This is a genomic window from Marvinbryantia sp., assembly GCF_047017445.1.
In the GTDB taxonomy this organism is placed as follows: Bacteria; Bacillota; Clostridia; order Lachnospirales; family Lachnospiraceae; genus Marvinbryantia.
Genome location: NZ_JBKXTT010000006.1, coordinates 29,604 through 52,440, shown reverse-complemented (window position 1 = coordinate 52,440; position 22,837 = coordinate 29,604). Strand labels below are relative to the sequence as shown.

Sequence of the window (22,837 nt, the reverse complement as noted above, 5' to 3'; positions counted from 1 at the left end):
GTTTCATGCTAAGATGAAGAAAAGAAGCAGGTGAAAAATCAGGGAAACCGGCAAAACGGTCCGGAGACAGGGACAGGAGCGTGATGATGGCATGGAAATGAGGAAAAAGAAACTCCCCATCGGGATTGAGGATTTTCAGGAAATCCGGACGGAAGGCTTTTACTACGTAGATAAAACGGAAATGATTCGGGAGCTGCTTGAAAACTGGGCGAAGGTGAATCTTTTTACCCGTCCGAGAAGATTTGGCAAATCTTTAAATATGAGTATGCTGAAATATTTTTTCGATTTGAATACGGATAAATCCATTTTTGACGGACTGAAAATTTCGGAGGCGACAGCGCTCTGCGAGGAATATATGGGGAAATTTCCGGTGATTTCCGTATCTTTAAAAGGAATTAACGCGGGGAATTATGAAACTGCGCGGGCTATGGCAGTATGGACGATTAATGAGGAAGCCAGCCGGATGCAGTATCTTCTGGAAAGTGACAGGCTTACGCAGTACGATAAGGAGAAATTCTCAGATCTTTTGAGCCGTAAAATGGACGATGCAACGCTTTTTGGAAGTCTGCGTGAATTATCGGGACTGCTGAGAAAGCATTACGGTCAGAAAGTGGTAATTCTGCTCGATGAATATGATGTTCCGCTGGCAAAAGCGTTCAGCCAGGGATATTATGAGCAGATGATAGTGCTGATCCGCAATCTGTTTGAACAGACGCTGAAAACAAATGAAAATCTGCAGTTCGCGGTGCTGACTGGCTGTATGCGGATTTCAAAAGAAAGTATCTTTACCGGGCTGAATAATCTGCGGGTGCTGTCCATAGCAGATGTGCGGTTTGATGAATATTTTGGGTTCACAGATGCAGAAGTGAGGGAATTGTTAGACTATTACGGATTATCCGGAAGCTATGAGGCGGCAAAAGAGTGGTATGACGGATATCAGTTCGGAGATGTGGGCGTATATTGCCCTTGGGATGTGCTCAATTATTGTGATTCGCTGAGGGCGGATTCTGAGGCGCAGCCTCAGAATTACTGGTCAAATACCAGCAGCAATGATGCGGTAAAGCGATTCATCCAGCAGGCGGATATGGAACCGACAAAGCAGGAGATTGAACGGCTGATTGCCGGAGAGACAATCAAAAAGGAGATTCATCAGGAGCTGACCTATCAGGATATGTACAGCTCGATTGAGAATCTGTGGAGCGTCCTCTTTACGACAGGATATCTTACCCAGAGGGGAAAACCGGAAAAGAAGCTTTTCAGCCTTGCCATTCCCAATATGGAAATCCGTGAAATCTTTACAGAACAGATTATGACGCTTTTTAAAGAGGATATCCGGAAAAACAGGGAGACGGTGGACGATTTCTGCCGTGCGCTGCAGGAAGGAAATGCGGAAGAAGTGGAAAAGCAGTTTTCGCAGTTCTTAAAAAAGACAATCAGCATCCGCGATACCTTCGTAAAAAAGCAATTAAAAGAAAACTTCTATCATGGTATTTTACTTGGAATCCTTGGCAGCTATCATGCCTGGATTGTATCCTCAAACCGGGAAGCGGGAGACGGCTACAGCGATATTCTGCTTTACATGGACGAGGAAGAGCTGGGCATTGTAATTGAAGTAAAATACGCCCAAAACGGCAGGCTGGAGGAGGGCTGCCGGGAAGCACTCGAACAGATAGAAGCGAACCGGTATGAAGAAGCGCTTAGGGAAGAAGGCGCAGAGCATATCTTAAAATATGGAATTGCCTGCTATAAAAAGCGCTGCCGGGTCATACTTGCGAATGAGGCTGAATAAAAATTTTTGGAGATTGTCTTGCGGTTTTTGCTGATTTCACATATAATGAAAGTGAGTCGAAAGATGAAGATATGGTGCAGGGTAGCACCTTAAAAAGAAATCCCGGAAGAAGTAGCCCTCGTCGCAAGACGAGGGCTGATTCTATACGTCAACATCAAATGATAGATAAGGTGTAGGTATGAATTTGAAAAAAAGATTAATTGCAAGATACCGGTCTATGGAACTGGCCAAAAAGATACTTGCCATTTTGTTGTCTATTTCTTTGCTGCAGATCGGAATGATTTTGTTGATTGCATACCACTTAAGTGCAACAATTATTACAGAACAGGCAAGGGAATTGATTGATGAAAATCTTGGACAAAGTGCAGGAAGCATCCAGGCTGCGTTTGAACGATATGATAGTATTATACAGGAAATATATACAAACACTTCCTATGTGGAGGATTTAGATATTATTAATTCGTGGGATGGAGAAGAATATTATTTGTCAATGCACTCCCTGGGCAGCAAGATGCAGGACCTGATTTATTTGAATGATGATATTCTCGGGATTGCACTTGTGGGAAAATACGGAGATGAATGCTTTTATGATAATATTACACATTCCGGGCAGGAAAGCCTGTGCTTTGATGATGAGACGCTTCATCATACGCTGGCAAAACAGGCAATGGAACAGAAGGACAGTGTATACTCCGGATTGCTGACCAGGGAGGACAGCCGGTATGGTACGCACTCCTTTTTTTATATCGCGCATCAGCTAACAGATTTTAATAACTATGAAAAAGGGGCAGTTGGGTGTGTGCTTCTGTGTATTGACGAAAGTAAATTCCGAAAAGCATACAGCCAGGGGATGGAAGAAAATAATCTCTCTTTCGTAGTAGACAGTTACGGAAATATCGTATCTATTTACCAGGAGGGATATAGCGGAGTTAATATTTTTGGAGAGCCACTTACGGAACCGCTGGACAAGGAGAGTCTGGATGAGCTTGAACATCAGGCATCGTTGTTTGCAGAGGGAATATCGTATTTCCATGCCAGAAATCTGGATACGAATGCGGTAAGCATTTTGGACGGAGAGTTCTATATCGTTAATATTCAGGATCTGGATTATTCACTGCAAAGATTGCGGTATTTGTTAATTATGATATGTCTGGTTGCGGCGCTGGTGGGCGTCATCTGTTTTGTGCTTGTGTTTTACATGTCGATTGATATAGATAAATCCGTAAAGAAAATATTAAATGCGATGAACGAGGCGAACAGGGGTAATTTGGACAGTAAGATCGAAATAGAGGGAAATGATGAGTTTTCGAAAATATCACAGCATTTTAATGTGATGCTTTCAGAGATTAAGAAATCGAATGAGCAGGAGCGGGAATCTCTTGTGCGGGAGAAAAATGCAGAGATCCGTTCTCTGGAGGCGCAGATCAATCCTCATTTTCTTTATAATACGCTGGATACGATTAACTGGCTTGCAATTGAAGAACAGCAGTTCCAGATCAGTCAGATGGTGACAAAGCTGGCGCAAATACTGCGGTATACAATTTATAACAGCAACGAAATTGTGTCTATAGAAACGGAACTGGAATATTTGAAAAAATATATTTATTTGCAGCAACAGCGTTTTGAGTATAGCTTTGACTGTACAATGGATCTGGAGGAACGTGCACTCGGGCACAGAATACATAAACTTTTACTGCAGCCGCTGGTAGAAAATGCGATTATTCATGGCTTTTCCGGTTTGGATCATCAGGGAGAAATCAGAATAGCAGTGCAGTATCTGGAAGAGGGGAAAGTTTTCATTGAGGTCAGCGACAATGGTGTCGGAATGGACGAAGAGCAGATTGAAAAATTGAATCATTATGATTACCGAAAGGATAAAATCGAAACAAGTATCGGCATTCGGAATGTGATTACGAGAGTGAAACTGTACTATGGTGAACAGGGGGATATCCGATTTTGTTCTGATGAAGCAGGGACATCCATACAGATTATAATCCCGGCAGAGTAGGAGGAAAAGTAAAGTTATGAGAATTGTTCTGGCAGAGGATGAAAAGAAAACAAGAAATGGGATTCTTCATATGATTCAGCAGTATACGGCACATAAAGTTGTAGGGGTTGCGGAAAATGGGGAAGAAGGGTATGAGATTGTCAGAAGAGAGAAACCGGACTTGCTGATCAGCGATATAAAAATGCCGGTGTTGGACGGTCTTGAAATGCTGGAAAAACTTCATAAAGAAAAATTGCAGGTAAATACCATTTTACTGACAGGTTATTCAGATTGGGAAAAGTCAAGAGTAAATGCGAAAAAAATTAAATAAATTTTATTAGGCCCCCAAAAGGGCGTCCATTTGCTCTTGAAATACTGCACTGGCTGGCAAAAATCCGAGGATCTTCCGCGGGTAGTTGTTCAGCCAGTTTGTTATTGTCTGGATCACTTCGGCGCCGATCTCGTCGAAGTTCGTCCCCTTTGGCAGCCAGCGGCGGATCATCTTGTTGAGGTTCTCGTTGCTTCCGCGCTCGTATGAGCTGTACGGGTGGCAGTAGTAGCACTTCGTCCGGGATCCCTCTGCCAGTATGCTGCGCTCTATGCCGGGGCAGTCCGCAAACTCGCTGCCGTTGTCTACGGTGATCGTTTGGAACACGCGAGGAAAAAGCTCGCCCCATTCCTTTTCCAGATCGTCGAGGGCTTGCACTACGCTGGCCGCGCTCTTGTCCGGGAGCTTGGCCGTGATCTCGTTACGGGTGAGCCTCTCGGTCAGGACGAGGATCGCAGCCTTGCCCGGTCTGGCACTCACTACAGTGTCCATTTCCCAGTGCCCGAAGGTGGAACGCTCGCCGATTATCTCCGGGCGCTTTTCTATACTTTCGCCTTTCGGCGCGCGCTTCTGAGTCTGTACCTTGTGGTAGCTGCGCTTCTTGTCACCCTTGACCGGGAGGTCTTTGTTTGTGAGTCTGAGGAAGATCCCCTTCTCGATATAACTGTAAATGGTGTTTTTGCTCTTGATCTCTATGTTGAACCGGAGCCCTTGCGCCTTGATTTCTCCCAGCACGGCCTCCGGGCTGTACTTTTCGTCTGCGATCTTGGTTTCTATATATTCAGCGAGGCGGCGATCGTTTCCGATTTTCAGGTCGGCGCCTTTGGCCGCAAGGTTGGCCCGGTATTTCATTTCGCTGAGGTCTGAACTGTATCGGGTTTCCTCTGTCCAGTCACTATTCCGGTGCGTGTACTGTCCACGCTGCAGCTCGCGGTATATTGTGCTAATATGCACGCCGACAACTTCCGCGATTTCTTTCGGAGTCTTGCCGTCATTGTTCAGGGTTTCGATCCGGATCCTGTCGGATTTGCTCAGGTGTTTGAATCTTCTCATGGGTTTACCTCCAATATACAAAAAATGAGGGGCAGCCGAAGCCGCCCCCTTGAATGTGTGGTGCTTATTTCTCATACTCTGCTAAAAGCTCGGACGTTTCCGCGTCTGTCACTATATCTGAGAGTTTACAACTCAGTGCTTTACAGATCCGCAGCAGCGTGGAGAGCTGCGCCTTGCTTATATCCCGGTCGCCCTGTTCGTATTTCTGATACATTCGGACGTTTACCCCGGCGGCTTCCGCGAGCTGCGACTGGGAGAGGCCAGCGGCCTGTCTGAGCTTTTGCAGTTTTTCGTTTTTATAATTTACCTTTACCGTGATTTCCATGTGTCGGCCTCCTTCTTGACTTTGTTGTAGCCGGTGGATATAATAAAGGCGGTGGGTGGGAATTTCCCACCGCCGAACCTTTAGGACTGCTTAGGTTTTTGATTTGGCTTTATTGTTATCGTGATCCGTTCCACCGCTTCACTTCTTAAAGCCTTTTCGAGAACTTCGAGCAGTTCTTTTGTTTGCTTTTCTTTCTGTTCGTCCACCGTTGTGTCCTCCTTTCGCTTGTTCTGTTTTCCTCCTTTTTTCTTACTCAGGTTTTCCCTTACCTTGTAATATTATTATACACCTACGGGTGTATATAGTCAAGCTCATTTCCTGCATTTTCGCACTTTTTCGCATAAAAAAAGAGACGGTTTCCCGCCTCATTTTTCATATTCCAGCAGTGTGCAAACTGGCACGCCGAGCACTGTCGCAAAATAGTTTAGCTCGAAGTCCGGCACCACGCGGTCGCCGGTTTCGATCCGGCTCACTGCTTTCTGATTCAGATTCAGCCCAGCCAGTTGCAACTTGGCGGCGAGCTGTTCCTGAGATATTCCCGCCCTTTCGCGGAGGGCCCGGATCGCAGGGCCGGAGGCGTTGCACGTTCCATTCGTGTGCTTGTAGAGTTTCAACCTTTCACCCTCCTTTATCCCAAACATGACTGATAGCTTCTTGACTTTACCATGGCCGGGCGCCTATAATTATCCCAAACATGACTAAAAGCGAATAAACGCAAAAAAGAATTAGGAGGGCATGGCATGGTTGGAAAGAAGGGCCCGTTCGGCGGGTTTTGTAATTATGGAATTTTTGGGATCTGGGGAAAAGATCCGGGGACAGGAAAGAAAAAGTACAAAAAGGTGGACGCCATTTCAGAAGCGGCAGCAGTAGAGAAGGCGGCAGCTCTTGGCTGTGTGGATCCGCAGAGCGTTGAGGTGATCCCGTTCCTCCCGCCGTCTGAAAAGCAGCAGCGGTACGCCGCAGATCTTGGTGTTCGTTTGCCGGAAGGCTGCACGGTTGTGGACGCCACCGCGTTGATCAGCAGGGCAGAGATCGGAGACGATCAGGATCCCGCTCCCGGTCTTGTAGAGTATGCTCAGAGCTGCGGCGTTTGCTTTTCTACGCTGGCCGGAGAGGGTGGCTTGCTTGACTGTATGGTTTGCCAACTTCCGATCAGGGAGAAGGCGATCCTTTTCGCCCATGCAGTTGCTGCCAGTGTGGCCAGTTCCGGTCTGGCGGATCCTCGAAAAGCTCCGCAGTATTTGAAGTTTTGCCAGTTTGCCGATCAGGTGGCGGCGGATCCCGCTCTTGCGAAGTCGGTGGAGGGCCGCGATCACTACGACTTCCAGAAGCCAAACACGAGATCGAAGGCATACAAGGCGGCGCTGGCCTGCTTATAAAAAATAGCCCGGTAGGAGATAACACTCCCGCCGGGCTTTCTTTATGTCCTGAACATGTCAGGGGCCTATTCTGTTTTAGATTCAGCGGCCGGAGCTTCGGCTGCGAGCTGCTGCACCGCAGTGGTGGCGATCGTTGCCGCTACGCTTGCCGCGGTTGTTGCTGCGTCGGCCGTTGCTGCCTTGATCTGGGACTCGCTGGCGGCCTTGGTTTCTCTGCATACCTGCTCGATCTTGGTTTCGAGCCATGCGTCGAAGTCGCCGTAAATCTCACGTAGGGCGGCCACGGTTGTGTCGCCGAGGATCTCCAGTGTCTTGTTTTTGGACTTCTCGAAGGCTTCGAGCTGCTTCTCTTTGGTGAATTTGCCCTCGGCTTTCAGTGAGTCCGCGAACGTCTGGGCCGTGTAGGCCACGGCCTGAGCTACGGCGTCCACTGCCATGTTCATGTATTTGGTGGCTGTCTCATTGTCCAGATCTTTCTCGATCTGGGCTGTCTGGCGTTTGAGCAGCGCCACGAGGTAGGCGCCACCGGCAGTAATGAGCAGGCAGAGGATCGGCGTTGCTGCGTTGATGATCTGAGTCATAGTTTCGTTCATGGTGTTGATTCTCCTTTCTGTTTTCTCCCGGATAATACGGGCAGTCTTTACAGTCTGCTGCGTCGCATGGTGAGCCGTCCCACTCCACGAGGGAGCGGATCCAGATCACATGGACGGCCACGGCCACGATCAGCAGCAGGATATTGGCGGCCGTTCTCATTTTGAGACGTTGGCCGCATTTACCCAGCCGTAGACGCTGGACTGGCCGTCAGTGTGTACGATATGGTACGGGTGCTTTGCTCCCTTCACAATTCTGGTGACTTTGGCCGGGCCAGCCTTCGGAGTTCCGGCAGCAGTTGAAGCTGCAGCACTTCCGTAGTGAGGGCCGCCTGAGAACTGAACCACGTCGCCGACTTTAATCTCGGAGTTTGTGGATCCGGCAGCGCTTCCGCCGTTGGTTGTCACTATTGCGTCGAAGCCTTTCGCTTTCAGCTTTGCGACTTCGGCGTTGGCGTTTTCTTTCTTGGAGTAGGCTCCAGTCTGCACCTTGTAGAAGCCGCCGGACTGTTTGAGAATAGCGTCAAAACCGGCAGCTTTCACCTTTTTGAGCTGAGCGTCAGCGTTTGCCTTCTGCTTATAGGCTCCGGTCTGGACGTAGTATTTCACGCCGGAACCGCCGGACGGGGTATTATTTCCGCCGGAGTTACCGGAGTCAGTAGAGCCGAGCAGTGCGTTGATTCTGTCGGCGAGCTCCCCATATCTGGAATAAAGCCAGTCGCCGGGGCACGATTTATTCGCGAACCAGCGGTGCGCGGTGAGGACGATCTCGTTCGCCTTCGGCTGGTATGTGAGAGCCTTCTCCTTGCTGCCGAGCCAGAGCACCTTCGTTTTTCCGTTTCTCTTGCAGATGTCAGCGCAGAGCTTGATCAGTTTCTCGTAAACTGCGGATTTCATGGCGTATGGTTCGGCCTTATCGCTGGCGCACTCGATCGTGATCGCTCGCTGGTCGTTTGCGTTGCTGGAGCTGCACCAGCTCCGGTTGCACTCGTCCACGATCAGGCAGACGCGGCCGTCGTACCCGATCCCGTAGTTGCAGCTTGCGTCCCTGCCTTTAGGGAAGCAGGCGCCGATCGTTTCGGCAGATAACTGGCCGACTACGCAGTGCGGTGTCAGACGGTCGATCGAGTGGGTTCTCTTTCCGCTGTGGTTAGGGCTGTAAACTGTGCAGTCCACTAATGAACTATTGCTCATGGTTTTACCTCCTTGTGTGTCGTTGGTTGTCTTGGTTGCGTATTTGTCGAAGTAGGTCTGCCCGTAGCTGGCCCGCTTCGTCTGGACGCTGGCGCTCTGATCCTTTGGCTGTTCATATTTGAGCAGCACGGCGTCGGAAGCCTGTCTCACGCTGGTGGCTTTTTTCAGCACGGCCAGCACCGCGGTGTAGCTTTCGGCGAGTTCTTTCCAGAGGAAGCCGAGCTGAGTCTCCAGATCTCCGATCGAGGCACCGGCGGCCTTGACATAATTCAGGAGCGCCTCCTTGCGGCTCCAGTATGTCCACTGGGCGAGGCCGTAGCCTGCGGAGTCATGTGTGAAGCCGGTATACTTTCCGGAGTCCACCGCGTCGGTGTAGCTGTCGTCTGTATAGCCGAGCTTTTTCTCGTAGGTGTTCTGGAGGTTGTGAGGGTTGAGCCCGCTCTCCGCGAACAGGTTCCCCATGAGTCCGGCGGCCCCGTATGAGTTCAGGCCCTTGCCGGTGAGGAAATTCCAGATCTTTTCCTCGTTGTTTTTTCCAGTGAGTGACATGTTCCACCTCCTTAGAAGTCGTTGAAGTTGTCCGCCTCTGGCTGCACGCCGTTGGCGTTCATCAATTTGATTTTGTTTTCAGCCTTGGCCTTCGTGTAGTAAAAACCGGTCGCGCTCGCCATTTCAGCGAACACGGCCGGGATCAGGTAAGCGAGGGCTGAGGTGTCCATGGTGGAGTAAATAATCCAGCAGGAAAAGACGGTAATTAAGATCGTCACGATTGAAACGCCGCAGAAAATAATTTTTGAAAATTCCACCCTTTTGCTGGTGGCTGCAGCCTCTCTCATTCGTTTGATCTGCTTCCGGAGCCGACGGTTTTCGGCTGTCAGCTCTCGGATCCGTTCCTCCGGATCTGTTTCGGTTTCTACCGGTTCCAGTGTTTCCTCAGTCATGGTGTCACCTCCTTAGCTTTCATAAATAGATTCGATCCCCTGCCTTGTCAGGAAGTCCTTCTGCTCATGTTTGACCTTGGCGGCATAGTCGAGGGCCGCGTGCATATCACCGTTGCAGTGGGCGTCCGGGATCCGCTGCACGGCTCTGGCCGTGGCTTCTCCGATGGCGATCGCGGCGTTCACTCCCTGCACTAAAAAAAGCTCCTGTTGTTCGTGGAGCTTTTCGCGCTTGTCCTGAGCTTCTCGTCGTGTTTTTTCTTCTTCCTCCAGTTTCTTGCTCTGTTTCTGGATTTTCTGCTCGATACACCAGAAGCAGAACCCAGTGATCGCCGAAGGAAGGCAGGCGATCAAAACTGATTCAATTCCCATTGTGTCACCTCCTGCGGCAGCTCTATGTCTGCCATTTCTTTGCGTTTGAAAATAATATTTTTCTCGATCCATTTCTGGAGCCCGTGAGTGGAGCAGTGGCCCATAAGTCCGAAGTAGCTCTGCATGGTCGCGTCTACCGCGTCGAAGTCAACCAGCCCGGCCTCGTACTCTTTCGCTATGTAGCGCATACGTGCCTTCATTTTCTTGACCGACTGAGCTGTTGGTTTGCGGTACCCCGGATAGATTCGGCAGCCCACGAAGGTGATCCCGTGCTTGACGAGCCCGATCGTGGTTTTGCTGTTCAATTCGAGGTGTAGGACTTCGTTCAGATACTTCTCGATCGCAGTCCTCCACCGGTTCAGGGTGGCCGCGTCAGGATAGAGCAGCGCCATGTCGTCCATGTATCTGTCGTAAAAATGGGCTTTCAGCTCGTGCTTGATATACTGATCCAGCTCATTGAGGCAGACGTTCGCGAGTAGCTGGCTCGTGAGGTTTCCGATCGGCATACCTACCTCGAACAGTCTTTCAGACGGCGGGATCTCGTCGGCGGACTTTCCCGGAGGCAGTCCGAAGGGCGTATGGTCGCAATTTATAATCGTTTCCATAAGCCAGAGGTAGCCGTCCTCGTTCGGGAACTTCCGGCGGAGTATGTCGAGCAGTACCCTGTGATCCACCCGGTAAAAATACTTTGATACGTCCAGTTTCAGGTAGTACCATTTGCCCGGCTTTCGATCCACGAGCGTGCACCAGTATTGAAGCCGGTCGGCTGCTCTGGTGGTTCCTTTTCCAACCCTGCACCCGTAGCTGTGGTATATCATGCCATTGTCGAGGTACTGGTTTGTCTGGAGGTAGATCGCCCACTGCACGACACGATCCCGGAAGCCCAGAGCCATGACGAGCCGTTTCTTCGGTTCATGGACGTAGAACTGCCGGTACCGGCCCACTTTGTAGGTGTGTCAGATCAAGTCGTTTTGTATGCTGATCAGGTTTTCCTCCAGATTCGCCGCGAAGGCGGTCACGTCGTTGCGGTACCACTTCTCGCTTGCTGCCTCGTGGTATGCGTCCAGAAGATTCTCCCACGAGTATATTCTCTCCAGAAGGGAGGGCTGGTTTCTTGGATCCATGTCCTCGTTCCTCCTTGTGTTGTCATAATTATGGCCCGCGTTGTGACATTCCTCGGCGAGATCTTTCCTCTGCGGCCGCCACGCCGCAGGATCCGGATCCCCCTTCTGCCCGCATAGCAGACAACGGCCAGCCTGCGCGGTTTGCTCGGCGTCCCCGGTGGCCTCCACCGGCAGAGCAGCACGAGCGTGTATCTTTGGCCTTGTCGGCCGGGAAATGCATCCCTTTTGCCTTGGTGTTTCTGCTGGGCCTTGGCCCTCAGAAAATAAACAAATAAGGCAAGAGCGGCACGGAAGCCGATGTTCGTGTTCGCATTGCTGCGGGAGTTGTTGCCGTTGAGGTAGAACACACCAGCGTTCGCACCGTTGTTCCAGTTGCCCCCGCGATACACGCAGCGCCTCCTTTATCTCGACACATTCCCCACGGGCTTTACTCGTTCGACTTTTTCCAGCCGCCGAGCATACGCCCGATTTCGTTCAGCTCCTTGCTCCATATCTCGTGGAGCCCCGGAGAGATCAGGCGATCCTCCGGAGAAACTGCCGTGTCTACGAGAGAGCGCAGCACGTCCAGCTTGGTGTCCATTTTGTTCTGGAGTTCTACCCGGCGCGAGCCTCTGGCCCGGTTGGCCTCAATGCAGAGCTCCAGCATATCCATGAACGCCGCCGTCATGTGTTTGCGATACTCGAATTTTTCGGGTTTCCGCATATTTGCGGTGCGTTCGCTCACCCGGATCATGCTCCGGACGATACGCTGCCGCAGTTGTAAGTTGTCCATGTTGTTACTCCTTAAAAGGGTAGAGGGTGGCTTGGTGGGCCACCCTCATGCCAGATTTTCAGATTGCCAGATTACCGGATTTCCGGGATATAAGCGGCACGGAAGCCGAGGTTCGTGTTCGCATAGCCGCGGGAGTAGTCGCCGTCGAGGTAGAACACACCAGCGTTCGCACCGTAGTTCCAGCCGCCCCCGCGAGACACGCAGCGCTCGGCTACGCCGTTATTCCACCACATGTAGTCGCCCTCGTATACGTCCGTAGTGACGTCAGAGTCAGGGAGAAGGGCGAGAGCACGCAGCATAACCTTGGCAGCGTCTCCGATCGAGCTGTCGGCAGTAACCTGATAAAAGGCGCAGCTTCGGCTTTCATCTTTGGCGTTGGTGATCGAAGTGGAGTACGTCCACTTGTTGTTCACATAGTCCAGTTTTACGGTTTTACCGGAAACATGGGCGGAGCTGTCGGTTGTCTTGCTCTCAGGATCCACGAGGGCGCCGTCTGCGGCGTTGATAGCCTTCCAGCATGTGCTCGTTGCGTTCTGAGGGTTGTCCGGATCGGCTGCGTCGTTATTTGCAAGGATCTGGAGCTCGCCCCAAACAAGGCGGATTCCTCCCTGCCATTCCCACACGTTACCGTTCAGATCCCAGATACCGGCCATGGTCTTGTCGTGGCTCCACGAGATCGGGCCGGTACCGGTTGCGACTCTTGCGATCTTGTTGCTTTCGTAGTAGCTCGGCACGGCTTTGTAATTGCTTTCGCGGCTGTCTTTGCCGTAGTTGTTGTTACCATACGGGAGGAAGCCGTTTTTCTTGCACCAGAGAGCGATCGCGGCCCATTCTGCGTTAGTGCTCAGGTGCCAGCCTGCGCCCTTGGCCTCGCAGCGTGCGCGTGCGGTGTCGAAGTTGATACTTGTGGTCGGATCTTCGCCCGGCAGGCTGTACGCTACGGAGTTGTAAACCTTGGCCTGATACTTTCCGTAGTAAAAGCCGGGGATTTCCACGCCGTTGACAATGAAGGCCGGGTGGGTGCTGTCATTTCCGCCGGTGAGTACGTCCGAGTTCTTAAACTTCGGGATATACACCAGAACGGAAGGGAGATCGGTGTCGTCTGTCTTGACGACGTTGTTCGGGCAGATTATTTTTACTGCCAGATTGGTGAGGTCAAAATTTGCCATTTTCTTGTGCTCCTTTCTGCTTATTCAATGCTCCAGAGGATCAGCTTCACCTCTGCCATGTCGAGCGGGTTCTTTGTGCGCTCTACGGTCTGGCGGTTGGTATCGCCGGACTCGTCGGCGCCTTCCTCCGGTTCGATCGGTGTCTCAGTATAGGTTGCGGCCGGGATCTCGATCTGGGCCACATAGCGGCCGCCGGGCTGGGTGCCGAGCATGAGATCACCGCCGCGATCCATGCACACGTCGAGGGTGCGGGCCTCGTCGCCCTGATACTTGGTAACCTTGACGCTGAGCGCGTCGTCGTCGAAGCTGAGACGGTAGCCGTCCTGCTCCCACTGGATCTTTTCGCCGGTGTTCTTCTCGATCACCTGCACGTCGTTGATTTTTGCCATGGTTTATTTACCTCCTTTGATTCTTAAAATAAGGGTGGCGCTCTCGGCGCTTCCGTCGTACTTGACCTTGAAGCCGTTGAGCTGCTTGTCGTAGATCTGGATCTCGCCGACATTTCCGGTGTGGGCCTGAATATCCACGTCAACGGTGTAGTCTGTGTTGTCGCGAGTGATCGCAAGGCTCACGGTCTTGGCAGAGTTGTTGAACGGATAGCTCGCCGTGTTTTTCAGTTCTACGACGTGGCGCTCGATCTCTGTCTGAGACTGGAGCTCTCCGGCTGCGATCAGGAGCATGGCAGCGGCCACGCTGGCGTCTGTGATCCCGCTCTCCATGTTGTTGAAGTGGGCGGCGCTCTGATCGGTTCCGGCCTGAATGACCTCGCCGCTATCGACGTCTACCACTTTGTCGAGCCATTTTGTTGCGTTATACATGTGTCTGCTTCCTCCTTCCTTTATGCTGTGACTTCATAGATCGGGATCGTGATCTTGATCATGGTTCCCTGTCCGGCCACTTTGTTGATAGTTCTCTGCTGGTATGCCGCCTGCTCCCCGTAGGTGTCGATCAGACGGGAGGCGTTGATCGTGCAGGCGATAGAGTCCAGCGTCGGGAACGTCGCCATAACTACCACGTTTTCGCCTTCGATCTTTTTCTGGTTGATCGTTCCGCGGTGCCATGTGCCGTTTGTCTGAGCCTCGACATAGGCGAGAGAGCGGAGCCACTGCTGCCGCCTTCGTCCCATGTAGGCTTCGCCGAAGTATGCCATTTTGTGCCCTCCTTTCGGTTTATTCCCCGCAGCGCTTAGTTCCGCATTTTACGAACGGATAGCAGAACAGGGCCGCCTTTTCGTTCGTGGCTGCTGCGCGTTTTATAACTGAGCCCAACGTCCCCGGCCGTGGAGTTATTCCACATTCAGGGTAGTTGTAGCGGAACGCCTCGGTGTCAGGCTCGGCTGCAGCCGCTTGCTTTACGACGGCGCCGAGTGTTCCGGGCTGCGGATATGTTCCGCAGGTTGTGGTTCCGGCGTGAGTGTAGCCGTATAGGTACGGCTTCACTTCCGGATCTGTTTCAATGCTCGGCTTTATCACGAAGCCGATCGTGGCCGTTCGCGGGTTGGTACCGCATTTCACAAAATCATAACGGTGCAGCTCCGTGTTCAGCGCACACTCAATACCGGGATCCGGCCCCTGCTGCCAGTAATAGAAAACGCCCGCGATATGCGAGCGCACATTTTTGGCAGCCTGAACGGCGTCAACAAATTTATTAAAATTTTCGCCGTCGGTGTTCGCGTTTGTGGTTAGAGCCGCGAAGGTGTACGGGGAGTCGTCCATCTCGAACCACTCCATGACATAGCCCTCGCCGAAGTATGCGCCGATCAGACGCTCAACGGCCCACTTGGTACCGCGTTTTCTTTTGATCTGCTGCGCGAGCTTGATTGTGTTCCGCTTCTCTGTCAGACTCATGCCTTCGGAGTCGTACCAGTCAATGTCCAGCTCCCACGCCATTTCGTTGCATTCCGCTTCTGTGAGCTCGTCCACCTTGTCCCATGTACGGATTGTGGCCAGACGTTTGCCCGGTTCGCCTATGAGTTTATTCACGGCCTTGCTGAGTGCGATCGCTGCCTCGTCGTCCTGCATGAAGGCGGGCAGTAGTTTTATAAAATCCATGTTTGACACTTTCATGCCGCCCATGTTGTCCACCTCCTTTATCCTTTGACGATATGCTTCACGGTCTTTTTGCCGGAGAACTTGGCCACGGTCGTGCTGTTGAGCTCGGTGTATTCCGGTTTGATGATCTGCACGCGGGTGGCTCCGATTAGATCGTCGGCCCAGTCAGGGCAGAGGATCCGCTTCCGGAGTTCGTCTGGGTTTATGTCCTGATTCAGAGTGGAGCCCTGCCAGTTGATATACTGATCAATAGCCCCGCCGGATCCTTCCACGTTCTGCACCGCTTCGGACTCGTTGGCTTTAGTGGTGTAGTAGGTGAGCTCTATGTCATACTCGTGAGTTTCCGGAGCTTCCACCGTTACCATGTCGGTGAGAGGGCGAACGTCGTCCGCAGAGCAGGCGGCCAGCACGTCGGCCAGCACTTCCTCGCTCGGAATCTGTCCTCCGGCGCAGATCGGCACGATTTTGACACGGCCGTACATATTGCGGCCGATCTGGATCTTTACCGTCTCGGCTCCGGTGAGAGATCCGGAGAGTGAGAGAGTCAGAAGCTCGTCTGCATACTCGGCCGTATAGTCGGCCCCTGCTGCGGCTTCGGATCCGTCGCTCAGGAAAACCACCAGAGTGTCCGGCAGGAGATTGGCGCCGCCTTGGAAGGCGTGCCCGGCGTAGGTTTTCAGAGTTCTGGTGATCGTTTCCTTTTCGGATTCCACCACCGCGTCCGTGACGAGAGAGTTCGCGGACAGCGCCCAGTATTTGTAGGCTTTGGCCGGGCCTGCGGTGCTGAGTTTGTTCTCAGCTTCTCGGATTCTCTCGCGGTACGGTTCGTCCTCCTCACGGTCGCCGCCGCCTTCTGTTATGGTCAGGTTCGTTACTCCGTCGAGCAGTGGAACGTCGGAGACGTCCACGATCTCGGAGATCTCGCCCTCGTCTATGTTGTTGTAGTCTGTGCCGCCTTCCTCGGCAGTTGCTGCCACGTCCACATAGAGGCTACCTGCATAAAGCACGGCTGTGGTATCTGTCAGGAAATAGTGAACGAAGTCACCAGTTACCCGAAGTCCGGCCGGTATAATGATATTAGAGCCCACCGCTTCGGTAACTGTGAACCGTAGGGTGGTAGTGGCGTAGGTAGGATCGAGACGGATCACGTCTCTGTTTTCTCCCAGAGCGTCCAGAACAGTGCCCCTTGCATATCGGAGCATTTTCTGGCGGCAGGCGTCGTTCACTGTGTTGTAAACCGTGACGATCACCTTCGCCATGGTGTCGCCGAAGATCCGGCGCTCGTCGCCGGGGTAGAGAGGCTCGCCGACGCCGTTCTCTAATTCTTCCAGTATGTCGGTGTAGATTGTTTCGTCGGTTGTCTCTATGAATTTGAGCTCGCTCATGCGTCCTCGTCCTCCTTTCTTTGGATAATGTTCACGATCATGCCGAAGTCGCCAGAGAAGGCAGCCGCCGGATCTGAGGCGATACTGTCAGACTCCACGCGGGGCTCGAAGGTTTCCAGAACCCACTCCGCGTCAGCCACGGCCTCGTCGGTCGCGTTCGGTTTGTCGATCAGAGTCCCGTCAACGCCGCGCACGCGATCGTATGCGACTTCACCGCGGACGATCCTCAGTAGATTGGCGGCGCACACTTCTGGGCTCCCGTTTCCGCTTGCTCTCATGGCGTCACCTCCTTATGCGAGAGTTACTTCGGACAGGTACACCCAGCTATTGATCCCGTTAGGGTGGCCGAGTAGCACCTTGTTTTGGCTGCTCTTGATCTGGCTCACCCTATGCTTTCGTTGTTTTACCCAGCTTGGGATCTTCTGGCCTGTTGCGTACCTGCTGCCGGTCGGCTTCACATAGTCGCCGACTTTGATCGTTTTCTTTTTGGCCTTTTTGGCCGCTGTGTTGGTTGTTTTCTTGACGGACTTCGAGGCGGTGCTCGCTTTCACATTCAGCGCGGTGGTGCTTACCTTCACGCTGGTGGTGGCCGGATCGTATTCCTTGAATGTGAAGGAAAGAGTGGCCAGAAGCAGCCGCCCCTTGCCGTCCACCTTTGTGTTGCTTACCGCGACTTTTCGGAGCTGGAGCTTCGGCCCCAGCTTCTTGCCGCCGAGATAGAAATAATTCACTTTTGTGACGAGAGCCTTCCAGCTCTGGATCTCCGCCCATACGTCAACGCCTGCGCCTGAGTGCAGCACGGTGGTGAATGAGAGGGGGAAAAGCTCGGTGCCTCGTTCGTTAGTCGTCTTTTTGTCCTCGGTGCTGGTGTTTTCGTCAGCCACCTGCTCGTAGGAAAAGGCCAGCCCCTCCAGCGCGACGACTTGTTTTGATGATACGGCCCATTTTTTTGAGCCCCACTGTGCCATTGTTGGCATGGCTGCACCTCCTTAGTTTGGTTTTTTGGTGGATCCGCCGCCCGTTTCGACGCCTCCGTGGGTGTGCCCGCTCAGGCTTATGCCGCGAGCTGTGACGTCGCCCTTCGGTACGTTGATATTACCGGCCGAGAGGCTCGGCAGGTAGCACCCCCATTCACCGTCCGCCCGGCCCAGCAGTAGCCCGGTGGAGTCGTCAAACTCCACATAAACCACCGCTGTGCCTTTGGAGAGGTTTCCGGTGGATCCGCGGAGGTGCCACGGGATCGTGATCTTTGCGGTTGGTTTGGCCCCGGCGTCAGACGGTACAACGCGGGCCATGTTTCCTGATATGCTGGCGATCGTGCCTTTATTGATGTTTCCCATTAGTAGCCCTCCAGAATGTGCCGGAAGTAGATCGTGGATTTATTTCCGACAAAATCATGCCGGACTTTATACACAAAAACGGTACCGTCCCACATGGTTGCCCTTGGTGTTGATAGTGTCAAAATGCTGGCGGCTGCATATCCGGTCATAAGCGACTTGGAAAAGTAGCCGGATCGGGCGAACTTGTTCGCGTTCCGCAGCAGCCCCTTGGCGAAGCGTGCCGCCTCCGCATTGCTGGTTACCTGAATAGGCACCGCAGGGCGGAGCACTGAGCTGTTGGAGCTGTCGGCTATAAATTTTCCGGAGTAGCTTCCGCTTGCAATTTCGCAGGATCCGTACATTCCGCCCCGGTTGTCCTCATAGGAGAAAACGCCGTTTTCATCTACGGAGAGACTACCGGCTGGAGTCTGCCCCTCTATGTACTGCTCGTTATATGCCAGCAGCTTGCCGTCAAATATAAGCATTTGGCAGCCTTCCAGAGTGCAGAGCCGGTGGAATAGGGCGAAGTCTGTCTCGTTGTCCTGCTTAATATACGGGTAAACCTGATCCGCGCAGCCGTAGTTCTGGAATGTTAGTCCGTGATTTCCTGCGAACTCATTCGCCAGTTGCAGGAACCGGACGCCCTCCCAGCTTTTACTCTTTTTTGTCTTGCCGCTTTTCGGCATGGACATGGCTCGGATCGTAAAAAGCCCGTTTTCTGGTTTCATGGAGTGCACGAACATTTTCCCAGTATCACTCGCGCCTTCTTTGAATTGCACGGTGTCACCTTCGGCCGGTTGCCACTTGCTCCATGTTCCCTTGGTGTCATTGAAGCGGATCACGAGGGTGTCGGCTTGCTTTTCTGCGAACATTTCGTGCACGCAGTAGTTCACCGACACGTCCCCGTATATATCCACCCCGTTGTAGTAGAGGTTCACGCGCTGTCGTCCTCGTCCTCAGAGTCCCGACGCCACGGCGGCAGAGTTTCCGGCGTCTCTGCACCTTCGACGATCGGCAGCCGGAGGGCCACGTTCGCGTCGAAGATCAGCACGTCCGCATAGTCGGGGTTAAATTCTGCGATATAGTGCGCCAGCATTTCCTCCCCGTACATTTCGAGGGCCAGCGCGTCGAAGGTGTCCCCTTCGCGTGTCGTGTAGTCTTTGTAGCCTGTTATTCTACGCATATTGAGCCACCTCCCGCATTTTTATAAATTCTTCCAGCCAGTCGAAGAACTCGGCCTCGTGGGCTTTGAGCTTCGCCATGAAGTCGTCCGCGTCGTCGCCGGTTCCTTCTGTCTGGATCTGTGGGCTCCATGTGAAGCCGGAGAAGTCGTAGTAAACTACCACGCCGCCACTGTCTGCCAGACTTCCGAGAGAGAAGTCGTCCAGAGTCAGAAGCCTTCCGGCCGTGCTTGTGAGTCCTTCGCCAGAAGATCCGCCGGTTGTGCTTGCAGTGTTGAACACTGAGGTGATCATGGTTTCTAACTTATCCCAGAGGGTTGCAAGAGGAACCACCGCCTCGGCGCCAGCTTCACCACCAGCCAGAAGATTGTTACCTGCTGCGCCGAAAATAGTCGGGCGCGTCAGAATACCGCCGTCCTTGTACCATGAAATACCGAAGTGCGGTACGCTTGGCGGGTTGATCGAGAAGCTGCCGCTGATACTCACATGAGGGAGTTTCAGGTGTGGCAGGCTCCACGAGAAATTAAACTTTGATTTTAGGGCGCTGATCGCGTTTCCTACGGCGTCCCTTGCTGCCGACATTTTGCTGCTGATCGTCGAGTAAATACTGGAGAACTTACCCGACACCGTGCTGAGTGCGGAGCTGAGTCCCGAACTCATGGTGGAAGTGATTCCACTCATTAAGCTGGAAACGGTAGACTTTGCGCTGCTCAGTTTGCTGCTGATCGTGCTCCGGATGCTTTCCCATTGAGAGGAAGCGGCAGAGCTTACGCTTGACCATGCGGAACTTGCCACGCTGGTGATCGTACTCGTTGCCGAGCTTACGGCGGAACTGGCCGCCGAGATCTTGCTGCTCACTGTGGAGCTGATTGTGCTCCAGAGAGAGGAAGCCGTGGAGCTTACGCTTGACCATGCGGAACTTGCCACGCTGGTGATCGCGCTCGTCGCGGTGCTTACTTTCTCCTTGGCTGCGTCGATTTTGGAACCGATCGTGCCTTTGATTCCTTCCCAGAGGGAGGAAGCCGTGGAGCTGATCGCGTTCCATGCTGCGCTTGCTACGTTGGAGATCGCAGTCGTCACCGTGGTGATCTTTTCTTTTACGGCGTCGATTTTTTCGCCGATCACGCTCTTGATAGTCTCCCAGATAGAGAGCACCGTGTCCTTGCAGTTTTCCCAGATAAACCGAAACGGCAGCGTGATGATCTGGAAGGCTGCGCTGATAATTTCCTTCACGGCCATGATCCCGACGGTCACAATGTTTTTAATTGTTTCCCATGCTCCGGACAAAAATCCGGTGATTGAGTCCCAGATATTCGTGAAGGTGTCGTGGATCTCGGTCATGGTTCCGGTAACGCTCGAATAAATTCCGGATAAAATTCCGGAGAAAAACGAGACGATCGCGTTCCATGTGTCCGTGAAAAATGTTTTGATTCCCGTCAGGATTCCGGAGAAAAACGACGAGATCGCGTTCCATGTGTCTGAGAAAAATGTTTTAACATTCGTCCAGACGGTTTCCCAGTCGGTGCCGAACCAGCCCAGAACGGTGTCCGCCAGAGAGGTGAACGTGCTGATCCAGTTCTCGAAGGTTGCCACAACGAAGTCCCAGACTGCGCCGAAAACTTCTTGGACGCCCTGCCATACCATGTCCCAGTCACCGGTAAAAATTCCGGCGAAGATGTCAAACAGGCCAGTCAGAATGTCGAGGGCCTCGTTCAGAATATCGCTGATCTGCTGGAATACGCCCTCGAAAATCGGAGCGAGCACCTCGCAGAAGCCGTCCCAGACTGCCTTCATTACTTCGGTTATGTCCTCGAACTCGAACCCCAGCGCGTTGAGCCTGTCCACAATTCCTTGCCCGAACTCGTCGAATTTGGCCTTGATTCCGTCCCAGATCGCTGTGATCTTGTTCCTAAATTCTTCGTTGTTTTTCCATAAATTCGTAAAGGCGAGAGCCACGGCCGTGATCACTGCGATAATAGCAATAGCCGGAAGCGATACGCCTCCCAGTGCTGCAACGAGTTTTACCAGTGCGCCCTTCACCATTGCGATCTTGCTCGATATGGTTCCCCAGTTCATAGCCGCGATAACGGCACCGAGGCCGCTCACCGCTATGGTCACTTCTGGGATATGTCCGCCGAGCCATTCGATCGCCGGGATCACACCGTTGGTGATAAACTGCACACCTGCTCGTAGCTTACTTTCCAGCGCGTCGTAAATTTTGAGCCCCAGTTCCTCGAAGGCGCTGTTCATTGCCGCCACGTCGCCGCTGAGGTTGTCGTTCATAATATTGGCCATTTCCTCAGCGGATCCAGAAGCTCCGCGGAGTTCTTCCTCGTACCCGGCGATATTGTCCATGCCTTCGTTGAGGATTAGGTTCAGGCCATTGGTGGAGTCTGCGGTAAAAGTGGAAGATAGCGCGACGGCTCGTTCTGCGTCGCCCATTCCATTTGTGGCGGCTTCCACTTCTGTGAGAATGTCGGTGAGATCTCGGAAGTTGCCCTGTGCGTCCATTACGGCCACGGAGGTTTCTCCGATCTTGATCGCGCCGTCCTTCATTCCGTTGGTTATGTCTCGCATAATCGCGGCCATGGCGGTTCCGGCTTCGGATCCTTTGTAACCTTGGTTTGCCATTCCTTCGAGCAGCGAGGTGACGGTTTCGACGTCCTGCCCGGCTGCATTTAAGTTGGCTGCGCAGTTCTTGTAGGCTTCGCCCAGTGCTTCGGCCGTGGTGTTGCTGTGGCTTTGCGCGTAGGAGAGCAGATCTGCGAAGTATGCGGCGTCTCCGGCCTCCATGGCGAAGGCGCTCAGGTAGTCCGTTACCATATCGGAAGCCGCTCCCAGTTCCATGCCGGAAGCGGCGGCCAGATTCAGAACACCACCCAGCGCACTTGTGGACTGATCGGCGTCCCACCCGGCGAGGCTCATGTATTTGAGGGCCTCGGCTGCATTGCTGGCCGAGAAAACCGTGGTGGCGCCGTATTCTCTGGCGCAGGCTTCCAGTTTCTCGAAGTCCTCACCGGTTGCGCCACTGATTGCCGATACCTCGGACATGGTGCTGGTGAAGTTTTGGCCCAACTCTATGACGTTTCCGACCAGATTTTTGATACCGTCCACCGCTCGCATGATCGCGTCGGCTGCGAGATTTGCCAACGTAGCCTTAAACATGGTGAAGCCGTCGTCTGCCTTTTTGGCCGAGCTTTCGACTTCCTCCAGAGAATTGTCCAACTTGTCCGCTGCGTACTCTGCGTCCGAGAGCTTGGTTTTGTTCTCGTGCAGTTCACTGGATAGGTCTTGGATCTGTCGAGCGAGTTCCCGCGCTTCGTCGCTGGTTTCCCCTTGTTCGGTTGCAACGTCAACGTATCGCTGCTTTAACTGTTGGAGGGTGTCCTCCTGTTTGGAGATTGTAGAGCGCAGCGTTTCAGCTTCTCCGCCTGCGTCGTCCATGGTTTCGGACAGGGCACGGGCGGCTTTCTCTGCCGCGTCCAACGTGCCACGATTTTCCGTCAGTTCACCGGACAGTTCTTGGATTGTACTCGCGAGCTGTTCGGCTTCCTCGGTTCCTTCTTGGCCGGTCACAATGTAGTCGGCGTAGCCTTGTTCCAGATTTTTGAGGACTGTCTCCTGTGTGCTGATCTTTGCCGCTAACTGTGCGGAAGCACCGGCGGCTTCGAGCGTTTCTTTGCTCATTTCCTCCAGACGAGAGACGGCCGCGTTTATAGCCGATTGAAGGGAGGGGCTGAGGGATCCGGCGATCTCTATCGTAGATTGTAGAGTATGGTCTGCCACGTCCTCACCTCCTTGTGTGCTTTGGCCTCCTTATGTTTAGCGGCCGATTTTTCTCAGCGCGTTTTTTTTCGGCTGCGAGATCCTCGGCCGCTTCT

The 22,837-nt window shown here is 52.9% G+C and carries 27 protein-coding genes; 4 read left to right on the top strand and 23 right to left on the bottom strand.

What is annotated here, in order from left to right; all coding sequences use genetic code 11:
• Nucleotides 1-91: 91 nt before the first annotated feature.
• The 3 genes from ACLU9Q_RS08350 to ACLU9Q_RS08340 all read left to right on the top strand — a co-directional run bounded on the left by ACLU9Q_RS08350 (nucleotide 92) and on the right by ACLU9Q_RS08340 (nucleotide 4,107).
• Nucleotides 92-1,789, top strand: coding sequence for an AAA family ATPase (locus ACLU9Q_RS08350; RefSeq protein ID WP_296833318.1), 1,698 nt, complete (start codon nucleotides 92-94; stop codon nucleotides 1,787-1,789).
• Between the two features lie 178 nt (nucleotides 1,790-1,967).
• Nucleotides 1,968-3,797, top strand: a complete 1,830-nt coding sequence (locus ACLU9Q_RS08345; protein WP_296928100.1) for a sensor histidine kinase — start codon at nucleotides 1,968-1,970, stop codon at nucleotides 3,795-3,797.
• A 16-nt stretch (nucleotides 3,798-3,813) separates the two neighbouring features.
• Entirely contained in the window at nucleotides 3,814-4,107 is a 294-nt protein-coding gene (locus ACLU9Q_RS08340; RefSeq protein ID WP_412625007.1) for a response regulator, read from the top strand.
• A 6-nt stretch (nucleotides 4,108-4,113) separates the two neighbouring features.
• Here the strand turns inward: ACLU9Q_RS08340 and ACLU9Q_RS08335 are convergent, their stop codons facing one another.
• From ACLU9Q_RS08335 to ACLU9Q_RS08320, 4 genes are all read right to left on the bottom strand, one after another.
• On the bottom strand, nucleotides 4,114-5,157 hold the full coding sequence (locus ACLU9Q_RS08335) for an IS30 family transposase (protein ID WP_412625006.1): 1,044 nt from the start codon (nucleotides 5,155-5,157) through the stop codon (nucleotides 4,114-4,116).
• A gap of 64 nt (nucleotides 5,158-5,221) precedes the next feature.
• Nucleotides 5,222-5,482: a helix-turn-helix domain-containing protein gene (locus ACLU9Q_RS08330; protein WP_004220730.1), complete on the bottom strand. Its 261-nt coding sequence runs from the start codon at nucleotides 5,480-5,482 to the stop codon at nucleotides 5,222-5,224.
• Between the two features lie 80 nt (nucleotides 5,483-5,562).
• On the bottom strand, nucleotides 5,563-5,688 hold the full coding sequence (locus ACLU9Q_RS08325) for a hypothetical protein (protein WP_004220727.1): 126 nt from the start codon (nucleotides 5,686-5,688) through the stop codon (nucleotides 5,563-5,565).
• A 159-nt stretch (nucleotides 5,689-5,847) separates the two neighbouring features.
• Complete coding sequence (locus tag ACLU9Q_RS08320; protein WP_330368535.1) at nucleotides 5,848-6,096, bottom strand: helix-turn-helix transcriptional regulator; 249 nt, start codon at nucleotides 6,094-6,096, stop codon at nucleotides 5,848-5,850.
• Between the two features lie 126 nt (nucleotides 6,097-6,222).
• On the opposite strand from ACLU9Q_RS08320, the gene ACLU9Q_RS08315 reads away from it, so the two are divergent.
• Nucleotides 6,223-6,861 (top strand): hypothetical protein, encoded by a 639-nt coding sequence (locus tag ACLU9Q_RS08315; RefSeq protein ID WP_412625005.1) that lies wholly within the window; start codon nucleotides 6,223-6,225, stop codon nucleotides 6,859-6,861.
• A 65-nt stretch (nucleotides 6,862-6,926) separates the two neighbouring features.
• Here the strand turns inward: ACLU9Q_RS08315 and ACLU9Q_RS08310 are convergent, their stop codons facing one another.
• The 19 genes from ACLU9Q_RS08310 to ACLU9Q_RS08220 form a co-directional block, all read right to left on the bottom strand.
• Nucleotides 6,927-7,454, bottom strand: a complete 528-nt coding sequence (locus ACLU9Q_RS08310) for a hypothetical protein (RefSeq protein WP_268805139.1) — start codon at nucleotides 7,452-7,454, stop codon at nucleotides 6,927-6,929.
• A 156-nt stretch (nucleotides 7,455-7,610) separates the two neighbouring features.
• Nucleotides 7,611-9,194, bottom strand: coding sequence for a phage tail tip lysozyme (locus ACLU9Q_RS08305; RefSeq protein WP_412625003.1), 1,584 nt, complete (start codon nucleotides 9,192-9,194; stop codon nucleotides 7,611-7,613).
• A gap of 11 nt (nucleotides 9,195-9,205) precedes the next feature.
• Nucleotides 9,206-9,586 carry a hypothetical protein gene (locus ACLU9Q_RS08300; protein ID WP_412625002.1) on the bottom strand — a complete coding sequence of 127 codons (381 nt, stop codon included), beginning with the start codon at nucleotides 9,584-9,586 and terminating at the stop codon, nucleotides 9,206-9,208.
• A gap of 12 nt (nucleotides 9,587-9,598) precedes the next feature.
• The gene (locus ACLU9Q_RS08295) at nucleotides 9,599-9,955 is read right to left on the bottom strand and encodes a serine/threonine protein kinase (RefSeq protein WP_412625000.1); all 357 of its coding nucleotides are present in this window, start codon (nucleotides 9,953-9,955) and stop codon (nucleotides 9,599-9,601) included.
• The gene (locus ACLU9Q_RS08290) at nucleotides 9,934-10,899 is read right to left on the bottom strand and encodes a reverse transcriptase domain-containing protein (protein WP_412624999.1); all 966 of its coding nucleotides are present in this window, start codon (nucleotides 10,897-10,899) and stop codon (nucleotides 9,934-9,936) included. Before ACLU9Q_RS08290 ends, ACLU9Q_RS08295 begins: the two co-directional genes overlap by 22 nt.
• A gap of 12 nt (nucleotides 10,900-10,911) precedes the next feature.
• Nucleotides 10,912-11,079 carry a hypothetical protein gene (locus ACLU9Q_RS08285; protein ID WP_412624998.1) on the bottom strand — a complete coding sequence of 56 codons (168 nt, stop codon included), beginning with the start codon at nucleotides 11,077-11,079 and terminating at the stop codon, nucleotides 10,912-10,914.
• A 427-nt stretch (nucleotides 11,080-11,506) separates the two neighbouring features.
• Nucleotides 11,507-11,851 carry a diversity-generating retroelement protein Avd gene (avd, locus tag ACLU9Q_RS08280; protein WP_004220709.1) on the bottom strand — a complete coding sequence of 115 codons (345 nt, stop codon included), beginning with the start codon at nucleotides 11,849-11,851 and terminating at the stop codon, nucleotides 11,507-11,509.
• A 71-nt stretch (nucleotides 11,852-11,922) separates the two neighbouring features.
• Nucleotides 11,923-13,020 (bottom strand): SUMF1/EgtB/PvdO family nonheme iron enzyme, encoded by a 1,098-nt coding sequence (locus ACLU9Q_RS08275; RefSeq protein ID WP_412624997.1) that lies wholly within the window; start codon nucleotides 13,018-13,020, stop codon nucleotides 11,923-11,925.
• 20 nt (nucleotides 13,021-13,040) lie between these two features.
• Nucleotides 13,041-13,409 (bottom strand): hypothetical protein, encoded by a 369-nt coding sequence (locus ACLU9Q_RS08270; RefSeq protein WP_119216832.1) that lies wholly within the window; start codon nucleotides 13,407-13,409, stop codon nucleotides 13,041-13,043.
• 3 nt (nucleotides 13,410-13,412) lie between these two features.
• On the bottom strand, nucleotides 13,413-13,838 hold the full coding sequence (locus ACLU9Q_RS08265) for a hypothetical protein (RefSeq protein ID WP_118043808.1): 426 nt from the start codon (nucleotides 13,836-13,838) through the stop codon (nucleotides 13,413-13,415).
• 20 nt (nucleotides 13,839-13,858) lie between these two features.
• On the bottom strand, nucleotides 13,859-14,170 hold the full coding sequence (locus ACLU9Q_RS08260; RefSeq protein ID WP_004220698.1) for a hypothetical protein: 312 nt from the start codon (nucleotides 14,168-14,170) through the stop codon (nucleotides 13,859-13,861).
• Between the two features lie 19 nt (nucleotides 14,171-14,189).
• The gene (locus ACLU9Q_RS08255) at nucleotides 14,190-15,086 is read right to left on the bottom strand and encodes a phage tail protein (protein ID WP_412624995.1); all 897 of its coding nucleotides are present in this window, start codon (nucleotides 15,084-15,086) and stop codon (nucleotides 14,190-14,192) included.
• A gap of 23 nt (nucleotides 15,087-15,109) precedes the next feature.
• Nucleotides 15,110-16,456, bottom strand: coding sequence for a baseplate J/gp47 family protein (locus tag ACLU9Q_RS08250; protein WP_412624994.1), 1,347 nt, complete (start codon nucleotides 16,454-16,456; stop codon nucleotides 15,110-15,112).
• Nucleotides 16,453-16,734 (bottom strand): hypothetical protein, encoded by a 282-nt coding sequence (locus ACLU9Q_RS08245; protein WP_004220685.1) that lies wholly within the window; start codon nucleotides 16,732-16,734, stop codon nucleotides 16,453-16,455. Before ACLU9Q_RS08245 ends, ACLU9Q_RS08250 begins: the two co-directional genes overlap by 4 nt.
• Before the next feature lie 12 nt (nucleotides 16,735-16,746).
• On the bottom strand, nucleotides 16,747-17,433 hold the full coding sequence (locus ACLU9Q_RS08240; protein WP_243035862.1) for a hypothetical protein: 687 nt from the start codon (nucleotides 17,431-17,433) through the stop codon (nucleotides 16,747-16,749).
• Nucleotides 17,434-17,445: 12 nt separating this feature from the next.
• A complete protein-coding gene (locus ACLU9Q_RS08235) occupies nucleotides 17,446-17,796 on the bottom strand; it encodes a hypothetical protein (RefSeq protein WP_412624992.1) in 351 nt (116 codons plus the stop codon).
• Nucleotides 17,796-18,713: a phage late control D family protein gene (locus ACLU9Q_RS08230; protein WP_005933314.1), complete on the bottom strand. Its 918-nt coding sequence runs from the start codon at nucleotides 18,711-18,713 to the stop codon at nucleotides 17,796-17,798. Before ACLU9Q_RS08230 ends, ACLU9Q_RS08235 begins: the two co-directional genes overlap by 1 nt.
• The gene (locus tag ACLU9Q_RS08225) at nucleotides 18,710-18,958 is read right to left on the bottom strand and encodes a LysM domain-containing protein (RefSeq protein ID WP_412624990.1); all 249 of its coding nucleotides are present in this window, start codon (nucleotides 18,956-18,958) and stop codon (nucleotides 18,710-18,712) included. The genes ACLU9Q_RS08230 and ACLU9Q_RS08225 overlap by 4 nt, the downstream gene beginning before the upstream one ends.
• On the bottom strand, nucleotides 18,951-22,643 hold the full coding sequence (locus ACLU9Q_RS08220; RefSeq protein ID WP_412624988.1) for a phage tail tape measure protein: 3,693 nt from the start codon (nucleotides 22,641-22,643) through the stop codon (nucleotides 18,951-18,953). Before ACLU9Q_RS08220 ends, ACLU9Q_RS08225 begins: the two co-directional genes overlap by 8 nt.
• Nucleotides 22,644-22,837: the final 194 nt, after the last annotated feature.